Source organism: Psychrobacter pulmonis (assembly GCF_904846465.1).
GTDB lineage: Bacteria > Pseudomonadota > Gammaproteobacteria > Pseudomonadales > Moraxellaceae > Psychrobacter > Psychrobacter faecalis.
This window is the reverse complement of the sequence record NZ_CAJHAT010000001.1, coordinates 518,879-542,039: the sequence shown is the minus strand read 5'-3', so window position 1 is coordinate 542,039 and position 23,161 is coordinate 518,879. Positions and strand designations below refer to the sequence as shown.

At 44.3% G+C, this 23,161-nt stretch carries 19 protein-coding genes; 8 read left to right on the top strand and 11 right to left on the bottom strand.

Annotation, left to right across the window (positions count from 1 at the left end; all coding sequences use genetic code 11):
* Nucleotides 1–88 precede the first annotated feature (88 nt).
* Nucleotides 89–1,144 carry a siderophore ABC transporter substrate-binding protein gene (locus JMX70_RS02270; protein ID WP_201589221.1) on the bottom strand — a complete coding sequence of 352 codons (1,056 nt, stop codon included), beginning with the start codon at nucleotides 1,142–1,144 and terminating at the stop codon, nucleotides 89–91.
* Between the two features lie 356 nt (nucleotides 1,145–1,500).
* On the opposite strand from JMX70_RS02270, the gene JMX70_RS02265 reads away from it, so the two are divergent.
* The 3 genes from JMX70_RS02265 (at nucleotide 1,501) to JMX70_RS02255 (ending at nucleotide 3,838) form a co-directional block, all read left to right on the top strand.
* Nucleotides 1,501–2,487, top strand: coding sequence for an energy transducer TonB (locus JMX70_RS02265; protein ID WP_201589218.1), 987 nt, complete (start codon nucleotides 1,501–1,503; stop codon nucleotides 2,485–2,487).
* A gap of 181 nt (nucleotides 2,488–2,668) precedes the next feature.
* Nucleotides 2,669–3,361, top strand: a complete 693-nt coding sequence (locus tag JMX70_RS02260; protein ID WP_201589216.1) for a MotA/TolQ/ExbB proton channel family protein — start codon at nucleotides 2,669–2,671, stop codon at nucleotides 3,359–3,361.
* A gap of 75 nt (nucleotides 3,362–3,436) precedes the next feature.
* Nucleotides 3,437–3,838: an ExbD/TolR family protein gene (locus JMX70_RS02255; RefSeq protein ID WP_068407187.1), complete on the top strand. Its 402-nt coding sequence runs from the start codon at nucleotides 3,437–3,439 to the stop codon at nucleotides 3,836–3,838.
* A 383-nt stretch (nucleotides 3,839–4,221) separates the two neighbouring features.
* Here the strand turns inward: JMX70_RS02255 and JMX70_RS02250 are convergent, their stop codons facing one another.
* Nucleotides 4,222–4,761 carry a DUF2799 domain-containing protein gene (locus JMX70_RS02250; RefSeq protein ID WP_201589213.1) on the bottom strand — a complete coding sequence of 180 codons (540 nt, stop codon included), beginning with the start codon at nucleotides 4,759–4,761 and terminating at the stop codon, nucleotides 4,222–4,224.
* A gap of 297 nt (nucleotides 4,762–5,058) precedes the next feature.
* On the opposite strand from JMX70_RS02250, the gene JMX70_RS02245 reads away from it, so the two are divergent.
* Nucleotides 5,059–5,649: a hypothetical protein gene (locus JMX70_RS02245; protein ID WP_201589210.1), complete on the top strand. Its 591-nt coding sequence runs from the start codon at nucleotides 5,059–5,061 to the stop codon at nucleotides 5,647–5,649.
* Between the two features lie 274 nt (nucleotides 5,650–5,923).
* Entirely contained in the window at nucleotides 5,924–8,593 is a 2,670-nt protein-coding gene (gene topA / locus JMX70_RS02240) for a type I DNA topoisomerase (protein WP_201589208.1), read from the top strand.
* A gap of 89 nt (nucleotides 8,594–8,682) precedes the next feature.
* Here topA and JMX70_RS02235 read toward each other — a convergent pair whose 3' ends face one another.
* From JMX70_RS02235 to lon, 3 genes are all read right to left on the bottom strand, one after another.
* Nucleotides 8,683–9,240: a superoxide dismutase family protein gene (locus JMX70_RS02235; protein WP_201589206.1), complete on the bottom strand. Its 558-nt coding sequence runs from the start codon at nucleotides 9,238–9,240 to the stop codon at nucleotides 8,683–8,685.
* Nucleotides 9,241–9,410: 170 nt separating this feature from the next.
* Complete coding sequence (locus JMX70_RS02230; protein WP_201589204.1) at nucleotides 9,411–10,523, bottom strand: META domain-containing protein; 1,113 nt, start codon at nucleotides 10,521–10,523, stop codon at nucleotides 9,411–9,413.
* 143 nt (nucleotides 10,524–10,666) lie between these two features.
* Nucleotides 10,667–13,114: an endopeptidase La gene (lon, locus tag JMX70_RS02225; RefSeq protein ID WP_201589667.1), complete on the bottom strand. Its 2,448-nt coding sequence runs from the start codon at nucleotides 13,112–13,114 to the stop codon at nucleotides 10,667–10,669.
* A gap of 488 nt (nucleotides 13,115–13,602) precedes the next feature.
* Here lon and JMX70_RS02220 point away from each other — a divergent pair, with 488 nt between their 5' ends.
* On the top strand, nucleotides 13,603–14,976 hold the full coding sequence (locus JMX70_RS02220) for a Na+/H+ antiporter family protein (protein ID WP_227671129.1): 1,374 nt from the start codon (nucleotides 13,603–13,605) through the stop codon (nucleotides 14,974–14,976).
* A 141-nt stretch (nucleotides 14,977–15,117) separates the two neighbouring features.
* Here JMX70_RS02220 and JMX70_RS02215 read toward each other — a convergent pair whose 3' ends face one another.
* Both JMX70_RS02215 and JMX70_RS02210 read right to left on the bottom strand, forming a co-directional pair.
* Nucleotides 15,118–15,375, bottom strand: coding sequence for a hypothetical protein (locus JMX70_RS02215; RefSeq protein ID WP_201589202.1), 258 nt, complete (start codon nucleotides 15,373–15,375; stop codon nucleotides 15,118–15,120).
* Nucleotides 15,372–16,094: a 5-formyltetrahydrofolate cyclo-ligase gene (locus JMX70_RS02210; protein WP_201589200.1), complete on the bottom strand. Its 723-nt coding sequence runs from the start codon at nucleotides 16,092–16,094 to the stop codon at nucleotides 15,372–15,374. The genes JMX70_RS02215 and JMX70_RS02210 overlap by 4 nt, the downstream gene beginning before the upstream one ends.
* A gap of 141 nt (nucleotides 16,095–16,235) precedes the next feature.
* On the opposite strand from JMX70_RS02210, the gene fumC reads away from it, so the two are divergent.
* Nucleotides 16,236–17,639: a class II fumarate hydratase gene (fumC, locus tag JMX70_RS02205; RefSeq protein WP_201589198.1), complete on the top strand. Its 1,404-nt coding sequence runs from the start codon at nucleotides 16,236–16,238 to the stop codon at nucleotides 17,637–17,639.
* A gap of 829 nt (nucleotides 17,640–18,468) precedes the next feature.
* On the opposite strand, the gene JMX70_RS02200 is transcribed toward fumC, so the two are convergent.
* From JMX70_RS02200 to JMX70_RS02185, 4 genes are all read right to left on the bottom strand, one after another.
* Nucleotides 18,469–19,281: a MipA/OmpV family protein gene (locus JMX70_RS02200; RefSeq protein ID WP_102077661.1), complete on the bottom strand. Its 813-nt coding sequence runs from the start codon at nucleotides 19,279–19,281 to the stop codon at nucleotides 18,469–18,471.
* Between the two features lie 76 nt (nucleotides 19,282–19,357).
* The gene (locus JMX70_RS02195) at nucleotides 19,358–20,356 is read right to left on the bottom strand and encodes a rhomboid family intramembrane serine protease (RefSeq protein ID WP_201589195.1); all 999 of its coding nucleotides are present in this window, start codon (nucleotides 20,354–20,356) and stop codon (nucleotides 19,358–19,360) included.
* A gap of 265 nt (nucleotides 20,357–20,621) precedes the next feature.
* Nucleotides 20,622–21,809: an alpha-hydroxy acid oxidase gene (locus JMX70_RS02190; protein WP_201589192.1), complete on the bottom strand. Its 1,188-nt coding sequence runs from the start codon at nucleotides 21,807–21,809 to the stop codon at nucleotides 20,622–20,624.
* Between the two features lie 37 nt (nucleotides 21,810–21,846).
* On the bottom strand, nucleotides 21,847–22,161 hold the full coding sequence (locus JMX70_RS02185) for a glutaredoxin family protein (protein WP_102077664.1): 315 nt from the start codon (nucleotides 22,159–22,161) through the stop codon (nucleotides 21,847–21,849).
* A 222-nt stretch (nucleotides 22,162–22,383) separates the two neighbouring features.
* Between JMX70_RS02185 and mtgA the strand changes: the two genes are divergently transcribed.
* Nucleotides 22,384–23,070, top strand: coding sequence for a monofunctional biosynthetic peptidoglycan transglycosylase (gene mtgA / locus JMX70_RS02180; protein WP_201589189.1), 687 nt, complete (start codon nucleotides 22,384–22,386; stop codon nucleotides 23,068–23,070).
* Nucleotides 23,071–23,161 lie beyond the last annotated feature (91 nt).

Genomic DNA, 23,161 nt, shown 5'->3' with positions numbered 1-23,161 from the left:
CTGGCTTACGAATAGAGTGTGAAAAATTTTATGGATAGCAACTGTCATAAGCAACAGCTGCTACTTGTATTTTGTGTAGCGTCAAAATTTATTTTGCCTTAGTAAAGGCGTTTTTAATTGTCGTTAAATCCTGTAGCCACTGATAATAACCACCAAAGGCTAAGTAAGAGTCTGGGCTTAGATACACTACCTGGGCTTTATCCCACGCAGTGGTTTGCGCCACCAGTGGGTTGTCCAATACGGCTTTGGCACCCGCACCATCTTCACCGATTGCAGCGCTACGATCGACGACGAACAACCAATCTGGATTGGTCTTTTGTATGTATTCAAATGAGATAGGCTGACCGTGACGCGCATCAGTGATTTTATCATCTGCCATTGGAATATCTAATACGCTGTGAATAAAACCATAACGCGACTTATCACCATAGGCTGACAGCTTATTGCCATTGACCATGACCACCAAGCCTTTGCCTTTATTTTCTTTGGTTAAGGCTTTGGTCTCGTCAATCAGCGTGTCAATATTGCCTTGCAATTTTACTGCTTGATCGCTTTTGCCAAATAACGCACCCAAATCGTGTAAGCGCTGCTTGCTTGACTCATAGATATTAGCCGTATCGATAGTCATATCTAAGGTTGGCGCGATGTTTGCGAGCTCATCGTATTTTTCCGCCATACGCGAGCCGATCAAAATTGCTTGCGGCTGCATGGCGTTCAACGCTTCAAGATCAGGCTCAAATACCGTGCCGACTTCTTTAGGATCAGGATGTACTTTTGACTGTAAGTTATCTAAACGTAGCCCACTTGGCATACCGTCAACCGCTACGTCAAGCGCCGCCAAATCTTGCATCAAGGTCATATCATAAACGACCAATGGTGATGGATTCATGGCCAAATCGACTTTACCTTTTACCGTATCAACTGCGATGGTCGCAACAGAAACGTTGTCATTTTCAGCTACATTCGAGGCCGCATCAGCCGTTTGGTTTTCAGCTTTGGTTTCTGTTATCTCATTATCACTTGAATCAGGCGAACTACAACCTGCTAAGCCAACACTAGCAATGAACGCGGTCATCATGGCGGTCAATAATGGACGTTTAACAAGGAGGCTTGCGGTACGATTAGAACATAAAGTAGTAGTCATAAATAACTCGGTATATCAAAGGTTTGGTTGGTATTGTTATAAGAATGCTAAAAAAACAGCAGAATAATGATAAAAAATAGCGGCTTTATAATTAAAGTTTTACGATCATTTGCTATTTTCACTATAAAAACAATTGCCATAATAAAGTAATTGAGACTTATTATCAATATTAACGATAATGGTTTTTATTAACTGACTTTTCATTCATTAAATTTTTAGTTTTAAACAACTTTGCTCAAGAACTTTGCTTAAGATAGGCAGTAAAAAAATGGAGAGATTAATAATTTACTATTGATAATAGTTATCGTTTGCATTATTATCTACGCTATTCTATAACGGTTAAATGTTAGGGTGTTATGAGTTCAACGGATTTAGAGGCGCCACCACTTAGATTGATACTTATCGCTATTATTTTAGTGGTCGGGCTACACCTGCTTACCGCAATCGCTTTGGTGATCATCAAAGCGCCTACGCTTAAAGATGAGCCCATTAAAGAGACGCCGCCGCTTGAAATCCAAATGGTCACATTACCTACTCAACCCATCGAAAACGTGGTTACTGAGGTAGAGGAAGTGCCGCAAAGTAAAGCTGAATCTATACCAACGTCTAAACCCGAACCCAAGCCTGAACCAAAAACGCAACAAAAAATGAAAGCGGTTACGCCAGTAGATCCAGTGGTAAGAGAAGAAGAACCAATCGTTCAGAAAGAAAAACCTGTACAGACGCCGCCTATAAAAGAACCACCTGTAAAGAAAAAAATAGAAGACAAGCCACCAGTTATTGATAAGTCAGTCGCTGACGAACAGCGCCGTATAATAGCTGCGCAGGCAGAAAAGACAGCGCAACAAGCGGAAAGACAAGCGCAAGCAAAAGCGCTGCAAGAAGCGCAGGCGCAAGCGGCTCGTGACGCTCAAGCGCAGGCAGACGCTAATGCCGCTAAAGAGGCGGCGCAAAAAGCAGCGCAGGCAAAGGCTGAAAGAGAAGCGGAAGCCGCTGCTCGAGCAAAAGCAGAGGCTGCAGCCAAAGCTGCGGCTGCGGCAAGTAATGAGCCTGTCAACTTTACCGCCAGTGCTGCGAACTGGGCATCGGCGCCAAACTTTAGCTTTCCTGACCGCGCCGCTCGCCGCGCCCGTTCGGGAGATACGCTCAACGTGGTGTTGGTATTAAGAGTTAATAAACAAGGCGGTATCGATAGCATACGTGTGGCCCAATCGTCAGGAAATCCGCTGTTAGATAAAGAAGCACAGCGCCAAGTGCGTTCAGGTAAATTCAAACCCTTTACCAAAAACGGCGCGCCAGTGGTCGGCAATGTCACCCTGCCAATTGCCTATGCGGTTCCTTAAATATAAAAGACTGGGTGTAGAAAAGCGCATTTATACAAGCAGATATAAAACAACCGACACATACAAAATATAGTGAAACACAGCGAAATATAGCAACGATGTACGAAAATAGTTATCAAAACTCGTACTGCTAACAATCATAAAATGACAAGTAACGACATCCCACATTAAGGAGTCTGATATGGACTTTACAACCTACTGGCAATATAGCGATATGGTGACCAGAACCTTATTCTTTTTGCTTCTTATTTTATCTATTGCCTCTTGGGTGACGGGTATCATTCGCATATTGCAAAGTCGCAAACTGGCAGCTAGCGTCGCCGATGATTTGAGTGCGCAGATTCATAGTAAGCAGGTCAGTTTGGTTGAAAGCGATGCCGCGTCTCGGCGTTTGGTGATTGAGCAGACGTTACTCAAGCATATCGGTCGCTATCGTTTTGCCAGTGAGCGCGGTTTGCCGATACTTGGTACGACAGCAGCAATCGCGCCGTTTATCGGTCTGTTTGGCACGGTGTGGGGTATTTTCCATGCGCTGCATAATATCGGTGTCAGTGGTCAAGCAGGATTAGGACAAGTCGCAGGACCTGTCGGTGAGGCCCTTATTATGACCGGTTTAGGGATTGCTGTTGCGATTCCGGCGGTGGTGTTTTATAACCTTGCGATACGTATCAATCGCCGCGTCATGTATCACGCCAATGATAGAGCGCATGATTTATTGGCACAATCTAGCGAGCTTGCTGCAGTGCAACAAGCGCCAATTCAAAAGCCAGCAGTCCAACGTGATACTACTAATCAAGTAACGCAGTTAACGAAGCAGTCAAATGCAGATAAACAAGCTGAGCATTATCATAAATCCGCACCATCGCAGTTGTAGTGATGGTTCAGTAGAGATAATAAGCCAAAAAAGCACGAGCAGCAAAGACGACAATTAACGGTATTGAGAACAATTATGGCATTTCAATTGGGTGACGATGACAGTCAAAGCATGAATGAGATGAATCTTATTCCGCTTATCGATATCATGCTGGTATTGATGATTATCTTTTTATTGACAGCGACCGTACTGAATCCAACGGTGCCATTGGATTTACCGAAAACCAGTGCCGAGGTCAATGAAACACCGCCCGAGGCGATTCAAATTAGCATCGATAAAGATGCAGGTTTGTTTTGGGATGACAAGCCTATCAGTATAGAAGCATTAGAAGTGCGTCTGCAAGAACAGTCGGCGAATGGCAAGGATCCTTCTATCCAGCTGCGTGCCGATAAAGAAAGTAGGTATGATACCGTGGCGCAAGTATTAGCGGCAGCCAGTCAAGCAGGATTAACGAAGGTGGCTTTTGTTAACGAGTAAGGTTTAAACGACTGATTAATACAGTTGAGCAGTAAAAATAGTTTTTAAAACAATAAGCTAGCAAGATAAATAAGTAAGCTTAGTAATAAGAAAATAACCACGACAATAACAAGAATAATTAAAATAATAAACTTTCTCTCCCGCCTCGCTTGGGCAACCTTGCGAGGTTATCTTTTTTTAGCAACCCTTCAATTTAGTAGATTGTATGGCATTCGGTGGGTCATATAGTGAGTGAAAAGTAATATCGATACATCACGCACTGCTGATATCAATTTTTCTTGTTTGCTGTGCCTACGCAGACAGAGGCTACAAAAAATTGATATCAGCAATACCGTCGCGTTTTCAGGATGTTTTGACTGTATAGCGACCATTAATCATAGTAATTACCAACCATAACCAAACGGGCGATAACCGTAGCCAAAGCGTCCAGGTCCATAACCGAATGGATACGGTGAGCGCAGATAGTCAAGGTCGCGCTGACGTATATAATAGTAGCGTCCTTGTGCGTAGGCTTCCTCAAGCTTTTCGATGCCTTCGAGCGGACAAACAGGCTGCCAATCATAACCTTCGCGGCCAAGTTTATAGGCATTGAGTTCGGTACAGTAGTTTTTTAGTCCTTGCTGACGACCTTGCTCCCACAATATGCGGTTTGGCGTTGCGCCAACGACACTTGCACATTGATTGGTATAATTGCCAAAGTAAGCACCCGAGCGCCCGTGAAGTCCATCGACATAGCCGACTTCTTGCCAGTTACTATTTTGGCATTGTTCAGGCGTCAGACTTTGGGTGGTCGCGCAGCCCGATAAAGTCAGTAAAGCTACGCCTACTAGCGAGATGGTCAGCCCAGATTTACCTATAAGTTTGCCGACACCTTTACTTACTGATGCAGCAGTCGATGAGTTTTGTTTAATAAGATAATTCATAATAAACCTGCGCGCGTTTAAAATTATGGTTTATCATAGCACCTTTTAGAGCCGCCAGCTTTTTGTATCTTGTGAGTATTGGTGTTTTTATATATCGATAAGTAATTGATATACCAGTGAATCCATAAGAGTGATAGCACGGAGGCGAGCTACAAGCGTTTGCGGCTACTGTGTATGACTTGCTTGATTTTTAGGCGTTGATACGCATTATAAGTGTCTATCCGCGCGCTTTTTAGCCGCCAGTCGTGAGCGTTATATTTTTCATATCATTGTTTTTAGTCAAAAGGCCACACCATCATGGGAATATTGATCGGCGTTATCATTGTACTATTTGTGTTAGGGAGTATGATGGCGCTCAAACCGAACGGTATTGATCAGCGTTTGGATAAGCTGCGCATGACAGCGCGCCGCTTGCAGCTCAACCCAAAGCTGGTCAGTTGCCCTGATTGGATCAAAGGCCGTGACAACGAGTATGGCCGCGGCATGCTTGGGCAGTACTGCCTCATACTGGACGATATCCAGCTGCCCCATGCGCGCTATCAAGTGATTGATGGACAGTGGCGACCAGATAGGAGCTTTGTCGATACGAGTGTAGATGACAGCAAGCTTGTGGTGCCAAGTGCGATTCGCTCGACTCATAGCAAGCCTGTCATCAAACCGGCCAACTTTGCTTTGGACAGAGCGCCGCTGGACTTGCCTGCGAGCATCGAGCCTTTTATCAAAGGACTGTTGACCAAAGCCAATAGCATCGTGGTTTACTGGGAAGATATCGCCTATGTGCGTCCAGCAACCAACCCCGCCTATCAACAAAAAATGATTGAGACTGATCTATTAGTCCTAAAGGCAAACCTAGACAAATGGGCGCGACAAATGCAAAAAAATCCCTAAAGCTGGTAAAGCAATTTTTCGTCTCCATTTAATAGCAATATGCAAGCACTTTTGGCAAACTCTCAGTCATTTGCAGTTGACAGCTTAATACTTAGCAGTGTAACGTCCTTATAACCTGCGCTTTGTATTATGGTTAGTGTTTGTTTCATAACCGTTTTTATTGGCAGCCATTACTACAATAAATCGCTGAGCGAATATACTTAGCTACTATAAATTGCCATGCTGCTGAATTTAAACCTACTTTTCATCTACTTATATTATGGTGTCGTCACATATGGCAAAAACCACAACCAAAAAAACTCCAGCATCCGCGACCGATAACCCAAAAAAAGGCAAGTCGTTGGTGATTGTCGAGTCACCCGCCAAAGCAAAAACCATTAATAAATATCTTGGTGATGACTTTATCGTACGCTCAAGTATCGGTCATGTCCGTGATTTGCCCGTTAGTGCCAGTAAAAGTGCAAAAAAGACAACCGCTGCCAAAAAAGATGAGACGCTGAGCAAAGAAGAAAAAGCGCAGCAAGCACTGGTGCGCCGTATGGGTGTCGATCCAGAGCATGACTGGGCGGCCGTCTATGAAGTGCTGCCAAACAAAACCAAAGTCATCAAAGAGCTAAAGGCACTGGCCAAAGACGCTGACAAAATTTATCTGGCCACGGATATGGATAGAGAAGGGGAAGCCATCGCTTGGCATCTAAAAGAAGTCATCGGCGGCCCTGATAGCAAATACCAGCGTGTGGTTTTTAATGAGATTACCAAATCCGCTATTCAAAATGCGTTTAAAGAGCCATCAAAGCTCGATATCGACCGTGTCAATGCGCAGCAAGCGCGGCGCTTTTTAGACCGCGTCGTTGGTTTTATGGTATCGCCGCTACTTTGGCAAAAAGTCGCTCGCGGTCTGTCAGCTGGTCGCGTGCAGTCGGTCGCCATGCGTTTGGTCGTCGAGCGTGAACATGAGATTCGCGCCTTTATTCCAGAAGAATACTGGCAGATTCACGCCGATACTCATGTTGCTGATAGTAAAGCCAAGAAAGCGGCAGACGCTGAGTACATTGCGATTCGTCTAGAGGCAACCAAGCAAGACGGCAAAACGCTAAAGCTTGTTAATAAAGAGCAGACCGATAAAGTACTAGAAGTTCTTAATTCAAACGACTTTATCGTGAAAGAGCGCGAAGAGAAGCCAACGCAGTCGCGTCCGAGTGCGCCGTTTATCACCTCGACATTGCAGCAAGCTGCCAGTACGCGCTTGGGCTTTTCAGTTAAGAAAACCATGATTTTGGCGCAGCGTTTATACGAAGCTGGTCATATTACTTATATGCGTACCGATTCGACTTTCTTGTCTGGTGATGCATTAGCCGCCGTACGTGGCTATATCGAAGACAGTTATGGCAACAAATACGTGCCAGAAAAGCCAAACTTCTATGGCAATAAGCAAGGCGCACAAGAGGCGCATGAGGCGATTCGTCCGTCTAACGTCAATATGAAATCGACGCAGTTAAAAGGCGTTGAGCGTGATGCCATTCGTCTATATGAGCTGATTTGGCGTCAGTTTGTCGCTTGTCAGATGACGCCTGCGAAATACTTATCCGTGAATCTATTTGTCGCTGCCGGCGATGTCGAGCTAAAAGCACGCGGTCGCACCCTAGTGTTTGATGGCTTTACTAAAGTCATGCCACCAGCGAAGACTGACGATACTTTATTACCTGATGTCAAACAAGGTGATAAGTTAACGCTCGATAAGCTCGATCCGAGTCAACACTTTACCAAGCCGCCACCGCGTTACACAGAGGCAAGCCTTGTCAAAGAGCTTGAGAAAAAAGGCATCGGTCGACCTTCGACTTATGCGTCTATCATCTCAACCATTCAAGATCGCGGTTACGTGAAGCTTGAAAACAAACGTTTATTTGCTGAAAAAATGGGCGATATCGTCACCGACAGATTGACCGCCAGTTTCCCAGATTTGATGGATTATACCTTTACCGCTGCGCTAGAAGACAAGCTTGACCATGTTGCTGAAGGTGATACCGACTGGAAAGATGTCCTCGATAACTTTTATGGCGACTTTAAAAAGACTCTAGATCGTGCCAAAGAAAAAGATGGTATGCGTCCGAATGATCCAACCGATGTGCCAGACGTCCATTGCGATATTTGCGATCGTCCGATGCAACTACGTACCGGCTCAACGGGTGTATTCTTAGGCTGTACTGGCTATAATTTACCGCCAAAAGAGCGCTGCAAAGGTACCAAGAACTTGATGCCAGTCGAAGCGTTTGCCAATCTTGATGATGGCGACAGCGATGATGAAGCAGCCGAAGTTAAAGATTTGATGGAGAAAAAACGCTGTCCGAAATGCGGAACGGCGATGAATGGCTATATCGTCGATGGTGGTCTAAAGCTGCACATCTGTGGTAATAATCCTGATTGCGACGGCTATATCCTAGAAGAAGGTAAGTTTGAAGTACCGGGTTCAGATACGCCAACCATCGACTGTGATAAATGCGATGGACAGATGGAACTAAAAACCGGACGTTTTGGGCCATACTTTGCTTGTCAGAAATGTGATAACACGCGTAAAGTGCTTAAAACTGGTGAAGCGGCACCGCCGCGTATGGAGCCTATCCATCTGCCGGAGCTAAAATCGACCAAACATGATGATTACTTTATCTTGCGTGAAGGGGCGGCTGGGATGTTCTTAGCCGCGTCTAAATTCCCAAAAGTACGCGAAACCCGTCCACCAAAGCTGGCTGAGTTACGCGAAATCAAAGATAAAATGGAAGATAAATTCCAGTATCTGTTTGCAGGTCCAGATGAGGATCCAGATGGCAATCCAACCATTCTACGTTGGTCACGGAAGAAAAAAGAGCAGTATATTGGCTCTGAGAAAAACGGCAAAGCCACCCGTTGGGGCGTGTACTGGCGTAATGGCGAGTGGGTAGAAGAGTAAAATCTTTTGCCTTTAGATCAATAATGTATAGTCATAAAAAAACCTCTTAGATTATCTAAAAGGTTTTTTTGCTATTAACTTTTGGGCTATCAGTTCTTTTCGATGATACCGCAAGCAACGCGATCGCCTGCGTTACCAGCAGGCTGGCTCTTATAATCATCAGCACCGCTATGGACGATAAAGGCTAGACGGTTAACACTGTATTTACCTGCATCAGCGGCAGAGATTTTCTTATTCACATAGTTGATAGTAGCAACGCCATTCGCATCGGCGGTTAAGTTCGGCAAGTCGCCCGCATGACCATTCATATCATCAGGATGAGAGTGCGGTTTTTTATCTGGATTAAAGTGACCACCAGCCGCTTTACCCATATCGCCGCAGCTACCCGTTTCATGAATGTGCAATGCCACAGTTTTACCAGGCTGCAGGTTCATGAGCTTACCATAAACTTGGACACCGCCATCTACTGGGCGTAGGAATACTTGACCCACTTCATTTTTATTACCAGCGACTGCATTGATAGTCGATTTCAATGCTGGTTGATTAACAGGATTGCCAGTTTGCATTTGACCTTTGACGGTTTGGCAACCTGTCATCGCTAGAGCTGAACCACATAACAGGGCACTTGCAAGCATCGTCTTATTCATTATTATCTCCATTTATATTTATTTGTTGTGATGAATGTCTATTGTTTTATTAAAATACTCAAACATTGCTTAATGTCGCAATCAGTATAGCCAAGGTTTAAATATAACTATTCATTAAATGCGCAACAATCGGTTAATAAATGTAAATAACGTATGCGTTTGAAAAAGGTTTACAGCGTTTTCTTTACTTCGTTTTGCCAAACTAAGGTTTCGCCTGTTGCCATCGTTTGCAATAAATTATAACGAGGCATATCGGTCTGATTATCTGCTGTTGGCGATGTTGGCTGTGAGGGTTGTAAGCTTAATGTTAGCTGACTGCTGCTATCACGCATCAAATCAAACAAAGCGGACTCGATTCTATTGCCTGTCTCACCGCAGCCCATTACAGTACTAATAATAGTGCCGACTTTGAAAGTATTATCATTGAGTAAAAAATAGGGCGCGCGTGAGCCGTTACAGCCTGAGCTAAAGGAGGCGTATTGATTGTTAGGCCAACTCTCAAAGCTCGCTGAAATAGGGTGATCGGGGTGATAAAAATTGCCCAAAGGTTTTCTAGTTAATTCCCCTTTGGCGTCATAAGTATTACTGACGGCACTCACCAGCGTCCAATGATACTGCTCTAATAACTCGTTAGTAATGGGCAATCCAGCGGGAGTTGCTAATGCTTTAGGTGAACCTATAAAAATTAAGCGATTACCATTTTCGATATTAAGTGCCAAACGTTTAGGGGCAGCTTGTATGGCGACTGGCGCTGATTGTGATGTTAAATGTGAAGTTGGCAATAACTCAAAATTAAGCCTAACAGGTGCGTACCTAACAAATAACGATTGAATACTATTATCCTCTTTAATTGCAGTATCAGTATTATTGTCGTCATGACAAGTTGTGGGTACTTTAGCAAGATGAGAATAATAGGGATAAGGCGGTGCGGACAGCGCATGAAAATCCATTCTATAATGCTCACAGCCTTGATGCAGACTTATTGAACTGGGTTCTATTGCTAAGGTAATCGGTGCAAAATTTTCGATATCGGCTATGTTACCGTTTTGATGAATTACTTGCGCCAATTGCCAGTCATAATGAGCTACCCATTGCATTACTTGTGATTCACTTATGACAGACTTGTCAGTAGGGTGGATGGTGTTGACGGTTGTATTATCTACTGTATCCGTTTGTTGAGGGCTTTTAATAGGTGTGGACTGACAGCCTATTAGCACTGCCGGAAAAGAGATAGCGAGCAATAAGGATAGAGTTAAACGGCTTGAAATCAGGTGGTTTAACATTATGGCTATTACCAAATAAACTTTTGTCTAAAATATAGCACAGGGTTTTAACCAGATTGTTTTTTATTATTACCAAAAAAAGCCGCCCATCATGACGATGAGCGGCTCTTTAATTTGTAAGGCTGGATTAGTAACTAATCAGATTAGTTATGCAGCGCTTTGCCTGAGGTTTTATCAACTGTCACTTTGGCAGGTTTCAGCGGCACTGGCATACTGACCAATGCTACTTTTAATATCTCATCAATCGTCGCTACTGGCTGGATAGTCAATCCTTCTTTGACATTATCAGGGATATCGGCCAAGTCACGCTCGTTGGTCGCTGGAATCAAGACGTGCTTGATGCCACCGCGATGCGCAGCTAGCAGCTTCTCTTTGAGACCACCGATACGTAGGATTTTACCGCGCAAGGTAATCTCGCCTGTCATCGCAATATCTGGACGAATGGCAATGCCCGTCAAGGCAGAGACCAGCGCTGTCGTGAGCGCACCACCAGCCGATGGACCGTCTTTCGGGGTCGCGCCTTCTGGCATATGCACGTGGACGTCAGTAGTTTTAAAGGTCTCGTAATCAATCCCTAAGCTGTCACCGCGGGCACGTACTACGCTCATGGCAGCACGAATCGACTCTTTCATTACATCGCCGAGTGACCCTGTAAAGCTCAGCTCGCCTTTACCTTTCATCGCCACCGCTTCGATGGTTAATAGCTCGCCACCGACTTGTGTCCAAGCAAGCCCAGTCACACGACCAATCTCAGGCTCTTCTTCTGCTAGACCGTAGTCGTACTGATGCACACCTAAATAGTCATCGATGTTTTTGTCATCGACCACGATTAGCTGACGTTCGGCTTTTTTCGGAGCGCGTGCACCATGGGTTTCAACCGAACCGCGAACCACTTTGCGGCAGATTTTATTGACTTCACGCTCAAGGTTGCGCACACCTGCTTCACGCGTATAGCTACGCACGATGCTATGCAATGCCGCTTCTACAATCTCAATTTCGCCTTCTTTAAGGCCATTATTTTTAATCGCTTTTGGTACAAGGTATTTCTGCGCGATATTGACCTTTTCTTCTTCGGTATAACCCGGTAGACGAATGACTTCCATACGGTCAAGCAGGGCTGGCGGAATATCCATGCTGTTGGCAGTACAGATAAACATCACTTGTGATAAGTCTAAGTCCATATCCAAATAATGGTCGTTAAAGGTATCGTTCTGTGATGGATCTAGCACTTCAAGCAACGCTGACGCTGGATCGCCGCGGAAGTCTTGCGCCATCTTATCGATTTCATCCAATAAAAATAGCGGGTTTTTGACTTCGACTTTTGCCAATGACTGGACGATTTTACCCGGCATAGCACCGATATAAGTACGGCGATGACCACGAATTTCTGCTTCATCGCGGACGCCACCAAGTGCCATACGTACAAACTTACGACCCGTTGCGCGCGCAATTGACTCACCCAACGAGGTCTTACCGACACCCGGAGGACCGACTAAACAAAGAATTGGACCGCGCAGTTTTTTCACCCGCGATTGTACGGCGAGGTATTCTAGGATGCGGTCTTTCACATCTTGCAAGCCATAATGGTCTTCGTCTAAGACGGTTTTCGCTTTATCTAAATTGATAGACACTTTGGTCGTCGCATTCCACGGCGTATCCAAAATCCATTCAATATAATTGCGCACCACTGATGATTCACTCGATGCAGGCGGCATCATTTTAAGTTTTTTCAGCTCTTGCTCGGCTTTTTTGCGCACATCTTCTGGCAAGTCAGCATCTTCTAAACGCTGCTCAAGCTCAGCCACGTCGTCTTCATCGAACGCGCCGTCATTCATATCTGACAGCTCGTTTTTGATGGCTTTCATCTTCTCGTTTAAGAAGTATTCGCGCTGATTGTCTTCCATTTGCTGACGAACGGCATCTTGGATATCTTGCTCGATATTTTGCTCAGCGCTTTGTTTAACGAGATATTCGGTCAAGGTATTGATGTGGGTTTTGATATCGTCTTCTTCTAAGAACGACTGCTTAATATCCAAATCCATCGACACGCGGGTCGAGATAAAATATACCAGCTCAAGCAAATCATCGATGCGTTTCGCCACGCGAGTTAGCTCACGAGCATTACGCAGACGAGCATCGGCATAGCCTTCAAATAACGTCGTTAAGGCTTGAATGGTGTTTTTTTGTTGGCTCTCACTCATGCTGATATCGAGATCAGCACGCGTAAAGCTTGCCATCAATAGCTCGTCGTGATTTTCAATATTATCAACGCGCGCACGGTATTGACCTTCGATCAATACTTTGATGCAATTTTCATCGCTATCATGCGGCATAGTGCTGACGATGCGGCACACCGTTCCGTACTGATACAAGTTATCTTGATCAATATCTTCGGTTAGCGAGTCTTTTTGCGCCACGACCAATACTTTATTGCCATACTCAGCTTGTGCCAATTCCACGGCTTTTACCGACGGCGCACGGCCGACAAATAAGGCAATTTGCATATGCGGATAGACAACCACATCACGCAATGCTAGTAGCGGCAGATAACTCTCTTCACCGTCTTTTGCCTTAACGCTTTCAGCTTCGATGTCTTCAGCGCTGTCCTGAATAGTTTTAGACGCCGAGACGTTTTCTAAGGTATCGTCAGATGAAGTATTTAGCGCCTTATCATCAGCAACGTTAGATGAAACGTCGACATCGATGTCGATATTGTCTTGGGCAATTTTATGTTCACTCATATATTCTTCCTCGTTCACCAGACTTGTAAAGTCAAGTTAGTGGTTCATGTTTAGATAAATGGTGTTGCTAAATGAAATTGCAAGGCTATATGACGAGCAGTCATGACAATATTGCGTCTTTATTTGCAGGGTCGCTCCTGTCTGCTAAGTTTTGCGCGTGGGATTTATAGCTAAAATCAGGTAAAATGACGCGCGTCTTAACCGCTCCGTTCAAATAGCAACTATATGGGTTAACGTGTGAGTTAAAACGCGAGGGCGTAATAAATAGGTCGGCAATGTGCTAATAGCGTGCCAATAGTCAATAGCGGACCAAAAAACATAGGGTAAGGGGCGAGAATATGACCATCAATGCGGTGCTACTAGCGGTAGTCATCATGCTAGGCCTGTCTTTGGCGCGGGTACACGTGGTACTCAGTTTATTAATCGGCGCGCTGGCAGGTGGGCTGATTGCGGGTCTTGGTATGACCGATACCTTAAATGCCTTTCAAGAAGGTATCCGTAATGGCGCGCAAATTGCGTTGTCTTATGCCTTATTGGGCGCTTTCGCGGTAGCGATTGCGCATTCGGGCTTGCCGCAATCTTTGGCAGGGGCGGTTATTAAACGCATTGATGCTGGCGGGGCAGGTATAGGTACAGGTGGCATGATTAAATACATGCTGTTTGCAGGGCTCGTCACCATGAGCTGCTTTAGCCAAAACTTAATCCCGATTCATATCGCCTTTATTCCTCTGCTTGTACCGCCTTTATTGCTTGCCTTTAACCGCATGCAAATCGATAGACGCCTGATTGCCTGTCTGATGACTTTTGGTCTTGTGACCACGTATATGTTTATCCCTTATGGCTTTGGCGATATTTATCTTAATCAAATCATGCTTAAAAACGTCGGTGAAGCCGGTATTGATGTATCGAATATTTCGGTCACCAAAGCTATGGCGATTCCGGCACTTGGTATGCTTGTTGGTTTGCTAGTGGCGGTATTTATCAGCTATCGTAAGCCGCGTCAGTATGCCCAATTAGCCATTGATAAAGAGGCTCGCGATGCGGTAGTAGAAAAAGACGCGTTAAGCAAAACAGCTGCCGATGCCCAAACGCAAAGCAAGATGAAAACCATCGTCGCGCTGATTGCTATTGTGACCGCCTTTGTCGTACAGCTTTATACCGATTCATTATTACTGGGCTCAATGTTTGGTTTTGGCGTCTTTATGGCAACGGGCGTGGTCAAATGGCGTGATGCTGATACCGTTTTTAATGACGGTATTAAGCTGATGGCGATGATTGGCTTTATTATGATTACCGCCCAAGGCTTTGCCGAAGTGATGAAAGCGACCGAACAGATTCAGCCGTTGGTTGATGGTGCAGCGTCTTTGTTTGCAGGTAATAAAGCGATGGCTGCATTTATTATGCTATTGATTGGCTTGATTGTGACCATGGGTATTGGTTCGTCATTTTCGACCATTCCTATTTTGGCGGCGATTTATGTACCATTATGTATCTCTTTAGGGTTCTCACCTTTAGCAACCGTGGCGATTATTGGTACAGCTGGCGCGCTTGGTGATGCCGGTTCGCCTGCGTCAGACTCGACGCTTGGACCAACCTCTGGTCTAAACGTTGATGGTCAGCACGACCATATCACAGACAGTGTCGTGCCAACCTTTATCCATTACAATATTCCGTTATTGGTGTTTGGTTGGATTGCGGCGATGGTGCTTTAATCAATAATCTAAACTCTTAATATTGATATAAAAAAGGCGAGTGATTTTATAATCATTCGCCTTTTTTGATTTTTTATAAAAGCTTAATTTATATTTTTTCTCAGTTGCGTAGGGCACACCCTACAAATTGCTCGATATTATTCATTCGCCACTATCAGTATTATCCTCATCAAAATCTCCAATTTCACTATTCAAATTGCTCAAAAACTCATCGCTTTGCGCCATTAATTTGTTTAAGCGTTCTTCATTAATTAGCCTTGCCAACTCATCAGAGCTAAAGGCTTGTTCTTGACTGTAGTAGAGCATCTCCCTAGCATCATCATTTCCTAATGTTTGCAAATATTCCTCAACATTATCAGCGCTAGAGTTAGCATCCATCGCTTGTTTGTCATTTTTCATCGAAACCACCTCAAGCCACTTGGCGTAATCAAACCATCTAATGGCACATCCCACGCTTGACGTTCTAATTGCTCAACGACTTGAAAGTCGTAACACCAGCCGATTTTTAACGGCTTTTTTAACCCTGTTCGATAGCTTTTACCAAGTGTCGTGTCATAAAAGCCACCACCCATGCCCATACGATTACCATTTTTATCAACCGCCACGAGCGGACAGATAATCACATCTAATTCGTGTGCCCAAAGCAATCGGCGGTGATGGTTTTGTTTCATCCCTAGGCTATGAATGCGCGTCGGTATATTCAGCAGTTTCGACTGATAAATAGGCACAAAGCGCAGACGTTTATCGTCATTACCATTTCTAGTACGACCGAGCGAACCAACCACAGGCAGATAAGGTAAATAGCCTAAGCGTTGACACCAGTCCAACAGTCGCTGAGTTGGCAGCTCGCCAAAGCCATCGTAATATAAGCCGATACGCGCACGTGATGGTAAGCGCTGTTGCAATTTAATTAAATGTAAACTTGCCATGCGTGCGTAATGTCTACGTTCGCCAGCCGTTAATTGCCGACGCTGGCGGGTAAATTGGCGTCTGGGCGGATTAGCCAAGCTATCAGCGACTTTAACCTCCTTTTTAGAGTGAACGTCATCATTCGATAACTGAGATAAAGAATCAGAGAATGCAGTAGCAGAATGTTGTTGGCTGGTGTTTTTAGACATCAGTTAGCCTCACGGACTTGGAGAAATTTGTGATAAGTCATGCTATCATAACGCCACTTTACATCGTATTTTCCTTTATGTGCAGCGTGTGTTGCACTTTTTTCAAAGCAGCTATACAACAAACCATCAAAGAGGGTAGTTATGTCGACACAGAATCAGGCAACTCGTACCGAAAAAGATACCATGGGCAACGTGGAAGTCCCAGCTGACGCTTATTGGGGCGCGCAAACTCAGCGTAGCCGTGAGAACTTTAAAATCGGTGGCGAGACGTTGCCACGTCCGATGATTGAAGCGATGGCATTAGTGAAAAAAGCCGCTGCGATTACCAATGCGAGCCTTGAGCGTATCGAAGGCGATAAGCGCGACTTAATCGTGCAAGCTGCTGACGAAGTCATCAACGGTGGTCTAACCGATCAGTTCCCATTGGTGGTATGGCAGACGGGTTCTGGTACGCAATCAAACATGAACATGAACGAAGTATTGGCCAACCGTGCTAACGAAATCGCAGGCAATGAGCGCGGCAGCTACACGCCAATTCACCCAAATGACCATGTCAACCATGCACAATCTACCAACGACAGCTTCCCAACGGCGATTCGCGTTGCTGCTGCTCGTGAAATCAATAGCTTACTGATTCCAGCGGTAAAAGCATTGCGCGATACACTAGACGCCAAAGCCAAAGAATTCGATAGTATTGTTAAAATCGGTCGTACGCATTTACAAGACGCGACTCCTTTAACCTTAGGTCAAGAATTCAGCGGTTATGTCAGCCAACTTGACCATTCATTGACTCGTATTGATAACGCGCTACAAGGTCTATATGAATTGCCACTAGGCGGCACAGCGGTTGGTACAGGTCTAAACGCCCATCCTGATTATGCGGTAAAAGCAGCTGAGCAGTTATCAACCTTGACTGGTCTGCCGTTTGTCACCTCACCAAATAAATTTGAAGCGCTAGCCGCTCGTGATGCTGAAGTATTTGCTTCTGGCGCATTAAAAACGCTAGCAGGTAGCTTAAATAAAATCGCTAACGACGTACGTTGGTTGGCATCAGGTCCTCGTTGTGGTCTAGGCGAATTGACGATTCCTGAAAATGAGCCAGGCTCATCTATCATGCCGGGTAAAGTAAACCCAACCCAGTCAGAAGCGATGACCATGGTTGTCGCGCAAGTCATGGGTAACGATGTTACTATCAGCATGGCTGGCGCGTCAGGTAACTTTGAGCTTAACGTTTATAAGCCAGTGATTGCCTTTAACTTATTGCAATCTATCAAGCTATTGGGTGATGCGTGCAACAGCTTTAATGAAAATTGTGCGGTTGGTATCGAGCCAGTCAAAGACAAAATCGATGACTTCTTGCATAATTCATTAATGCTAGTGACTGCTTTAAACCGTCATGTTGGTTATGAAAACGCAGCAAAAATTGCTAAGACTGCTTATAAAGAAAACAAAACTTTGAAGCAAGTGGCGGTTGAATTGGAGCTGTTAACTGAAGCGCAGTTTGATGAGTGGGTAACCCCTGAGGATATGGTGCATCCTTCTTAATTTAGATTTTTTTGGGTAAATAAAAGATCTTGTCATGTAATGTGGCAAGGTCTTTTTTATGCTGTAAACTTATATTTAGGTTACTAAATTTTGAGTGATTTAATACTCTTATACTATAGTCTACTGTTAGGCTTTATGAGGAAAGTAGAATGGAAAGTGCATGGATTGGTTTAGCAGGGCTACTAATTGGCGTTTTACTTGGAGAGTATTTTCACAGAAATAAACGGATTGAAATTTACTCTTAAAAAGTGTTTGATAAAAGATTATCTGTTCATGAAGAGCTATATAAAATTTTTCTTGAAAGTAATGAGATGGTATCAGAAGCAATGACAAACTCAACTTTGAACGAAGTATAAAGAAAAAATTTAGTTGGCTCTGTAATACATTCTCTTTGTGCGTTCACGGACAAAAACAGATTCTATTTGAATGATTGTCTTATAGTTCAGGTTGTAACCGCATATATGGGGGCTGAAGACGTTTTAAGTTATGAGAATGAGCTGGATGCCATATCGGTAAGATCAAAAGTCTATGAATCAGCTAAAATAACAAAGAAGATGATACTTGAGGAGGCTGGTGTTACTGAGGTATTTAAGCATTTCTCTACAATATCAAAATCCAAGCCTAATTCTGCTGTGATCAGGTATTTTAGAAGATTGAGAATTAATAAGATGACAATACAATACTAATAGGGTGCGTCCCATGCACCATTTTTAAGAAATAGCTATACTATCGGTACGCTAGGCACACTCTACATTTAAAGCTATTAAATAAAAAGACCTTATCACCATAACGCGATAAGGTCTTTTTTTTATCCAAAATCTAAGATTTATTAAAACTTATAAAGCAATCCAAGCGTCGTTGTTGCATCCGTACGCGAGTCAACCATTGGACTATCATACTGCTCATTTGGCAGATAGCTTAAGCTTTGATTGGCAAATCCTGCCCAGCGCTCATTAAAATCATAATTAGCGCTAATATTGATATAAGGATTTAAGCTATTATTTGACTCATAAGCAGCGACGCCTGTCTTCGCTGACTCTTGTGCACTAACGCCATAATAATAGTTATTGTAGTCTGCATCATGGTACTCAAAGCCAATGCTTGGATAGACGGTCAGCTTATCTTTAGTGATTTTAGCAAGATAGGTCAAACGCGCTGTATTACCACCACTTTTATCTAAAACGTCAGTCGCGACTTGCAGGCGAAAACCACCCACAGGCGTACGACGCAGATATGATAGACCGGCAGCGGCTGAAGCCTTACGTTTATCTAGACCTTGCAGCGCGCCAGTTGCATCGTCAGGGTCGAACTCACTGCCATCGAGCTGCGCATAAGCAGCTAGCTGATTGGTGCCATCATTGATGATATAAGCGCCCGCTTGCGCACCGCGTGCATAGATTCTGTTGTTATCATAAAACACACCCGGCAATACTTTTATGTCGGTGCTGTCTTCCAAATCATAAGCCGACTTGACCGCCATGACGTTGACGCCAACGCTTAAAATGGCATCTTTATCAGTCGGTAAGTTGTTTTTAAACAGGGCGGCATTAGAGATGCTGGCGACACTAAATAGGGCAGTGGCGGTCAATGCGCTAAGCACAGTGCGCGTCAACGGTTTCGATAGCGCTGATGATTTAAACATGGTTTGCTCTCATAAGTGGGTGGGATAAACGGTAAAAAAAGCATTGATAAATAGAATAATAAATAAGTCTGGCATTTTACTCAATGGCGGCGAGCACTTGTAGTATTTGCTGATGGATATCTTGCCACCACCAGACAAAACCAATACTGATCAGCAGCATGACCAGCCACGGTAGCAATTGCCAAATAAGCGTCGATTTGGTCGCTGTTTGTTGTTCGTTAATTTTGCCGTGATTAAGGGCTGCTTGATTGGCATAGCTATCTAAGGGTAAGTTTACAGCAGAGTCGTGATTAAAACTGTTGTTATTATCAAAATTACCCTCATTATCAAAGCGAGGAGCGTGGTTAGAAGTAGGGATAGAAAAGTCAGTATCACTACTTGTTGGAGAATTGATATAAGTAGCCTGATAAATGTCTTGCGCTCGGCTAGGCATATTCTGTAGCGTAACAGCCAAGCGCTGACGGTAGGCAATGGCAAACGCCAATGCAATCACCAATCCTGTGACCGCGCCGCCAATATGACCAGCATTATCAATACCCGGTACGGCAAAGCCATATACCAAATTGATGCCCATAATAATGATTAGGCTCTTAAGATTGAGCACCATGCCATTGACTGATATTTTAAATAGCGCAGCTATCAATAGCGCGGCTCCGATACCCATGATACCGCCAGACGCGCCCGCCGATAGTCCGGGTTGTCCAGTGCCATCTAAGATGCCTTGCCACGTAATATGGTTGTTCAGTAAGTTGCCACCGATTGCCGCTAGTAAAAATAACGCCAAAAACTTTGCTGAACCAAACATCGGCTCAGCAATCTGCCCAAAGAAATACATGGCAAAACCATTAAACAATAAATGCATCAGACCGATATGCAAAAAGGCGCTGCTTGCCAAGCGCCATGGTTCATTATCCATGGTATAAGGCAAAGCATTGGCGCCCCATTTTAGCAATGCTTCGGTCGATGGATTGTTAGCATCGACGCCGCTCAGCACCTGCATGAAAAATAAGCCGATAAAGCTTATTAATAGCAAAGTGGTGACGGGCGCGGTTTTTAATAATTGTTGAATGGTCATAAACGCAAACTATCAATAGTAAATGATGAGTAGAGTATAAAGGCTAGGATTAGGGCGTGTCACCCATAAGTGGGTTAGAGTCGATTCAACCTCAAAACGATATAGGATTGCTAGAATAAATTTTTCGCAGCCTCTGGAGTGCGAAGCACACAGCAAGCAAGAAAAATTTATTCAAGCAGCAAGCTATTTTGGACATATCCTTTTCACACCGAACTGAATATATCAATATTTAATAAAGCTGGGCTGTTTAATAAGGACTGGCTTTTTAATAAGCATGAGTTTTAAGATTCTCATAAGTGCCTTTAACCAAAATGTCATCCGTCACTTGATTGATATCGGTATGACCACAAAACGCCATACTGATATCACACTCGTTATAAATAAGCTCTAGCGCACGGCGCACGCCATCTTCGCCATAAGCGCCAAGCCCATACAAAAACGCGCGACCAATCATTGTACCATTGGCGCCTACAGCGAGTGCTTTGAGCACATCTTGACCAGAGCGAATACCACTATCGAGCCAAATCTCGATATTGCTATTTTCCGCTCGTACCGCTTGCACGATATCAGCGAGCGCGGCAATGGAAGACAACGCCCCATCAAGCTGACGGCCGCCATGGTTTGAAACCACCAACGCATCGGCACCGCTACGAGCAGCCATGATGGCGTCTTCAGGTTCCATGATACCTTTGATAATGAGCTTGCCGCCCCACATATCTTTAATGCGTGCGACGTCATCCCAGCTTAGCGCTGGGTCAAACTGTTCAGCCGTCCATGCCGAGAGCGATGAGATATCCTCGACGTTTTTGGCATGACCGACGATATTACCAAAGCTATGCCGTTTGGTACCGAGCATATTCATGCACCACTGCGGCTTGGTCATGAGGTTTAATATATTGGCAAGCGTAGGTTTTGGCGGCGCAGATAGACCGTTTTTGATATCTTTATGACGTTGGCCGAGGACTTGTAAATCCGCGGTTAAGATAAGCGCGGAACAATTGGCCGCCTTAGCGCGGCGAATCAGATTTGCCATAAACTCTTGATCGCGCATCACATAGAGCTGAAACCAAAACGGCGCACTGGTGTTTTCTGCGACATCTTCGATAGAGCAGATACTCATGGTTGAAAGCGAGAAGGGCACACTAAATTTCTCCGCTGCCCGCGCGGCGTGAATCTCACCATCGGCCCACATCATGCCAGTAAAGCCAGTTGGGGCGATAGCAACGGGCATTTTGACTTTTGAGCCCAGCATATCCGTGGCAAGCGAGCGCCCTTCCATATTGACCAGAACCCTTTGGCGCAATTTAATACGGTCAAAGTCGGTTTCATTGTTGCGATAAGTAGTCTCAGTCCATGAGCCTGAATCGACATAATCATAAAACATCCGTGGTACTTTACGCTCGGCAACACGGCGCAAATCCTCAATTTCCGTTATTTTCTTTAAATCTTTCATAAGTTTCTCATTATTATCATTTTTTACGTTGTCTGTTTTATGACGCTGCTAATAATTGCTGCAAATCCAACACTGAAAAAGGATAGTTCAAGCGTTTTGATGGCGTCAATATCACAGGAATCGTAGTAGCAAACTCCATCATCAGCACCTCATCAAAATCAGCAATATCAACATACTGATAGCGTATCGGCTGCACCGCTTGAAATTGGCTAAGCAGCTGCTCAGCGATGTCACAAAGATGACAGCCAGTCGTTCCGAGTAGCCACCATTTATCCTGATTTTCAGCCGTACCAAGATTGGGATTGGCGGCAATCATGCGTGCCCGTAACATTGCTACTGTATTATTAGCCATATTTACACTCTTATTCTTATATCTATTTATCGCCAAGCGTTAGTTTTAAATTTTTAAAGAAAAGTATTCGTAGCACTTGGCAGTATTTACATAATAAAGAAATAGGGTAAATAATGACAGCGATTGTGAGATTAGGTAAGATGACCTGCTATTTATGATTAACGCGTTAGGGTTAACAGTTTATTATGTTGACTATTTTTTAACTACTTGGATATCGCTCGCATGGCAAGTTTTGGCACATTTCTCAAACGCTTATTACTGGCATTCATGTTGTTGGTGGTGGCTTTTCATATATTGGTCGCAGGTCTGCTACTGATTTGGAAAACTCAGCCGATTAATAATAGCATGTTTATGCTGACCCATCGTTTAACGGGCGGCACGGTCACGCAAATGTGGGCTGAGTATGACGCCATTGCCAAATCTGCCAAACAAGCAGCGATTGTCAGTGAAGATTCGACCTTTAGCCAGCATAATGGCTTTGATATGAAAGGCATTAAGGCGGCACAGAAAAAGAACGAAGAAACGGGCAAAATGTCAGCGGGCGGCTCAACGATTACCCAGCAATTGGCCAAAAACTTATTTCTTACCTCGCATCGCTCTTATACCCGTAAAGCTGAAGAAGCGATTATCACAGTAATGATAGAAACCTTTTGGGATAAGCAGCGCATTTTGACCGCTTATCTCAACGTCGCTGAGTTTGGTAACGGCATTTATGGTATTGAAGCCGCCGCGCAGCATTATTTTGATAAATCAGCGGCCAATCTAAACCGTGACGAATCGGCTTTACTCATCGCCATGTTGACCAATCCAAAATACTACGAAGGTCATCAAAGTGACAAACGCTTGCGCAACAAACAACGTATCATTAAAAAACGCATGAAAAATGCCGTCTTACCGCAATCCGCTTAGAAAACGATTGGCTTAGCGTGTAATTAGCTTAAATTGTCGGTTGGCATTAAATAGCGTTCATAAAAAATAAAAGATGACGGCATATCGATCA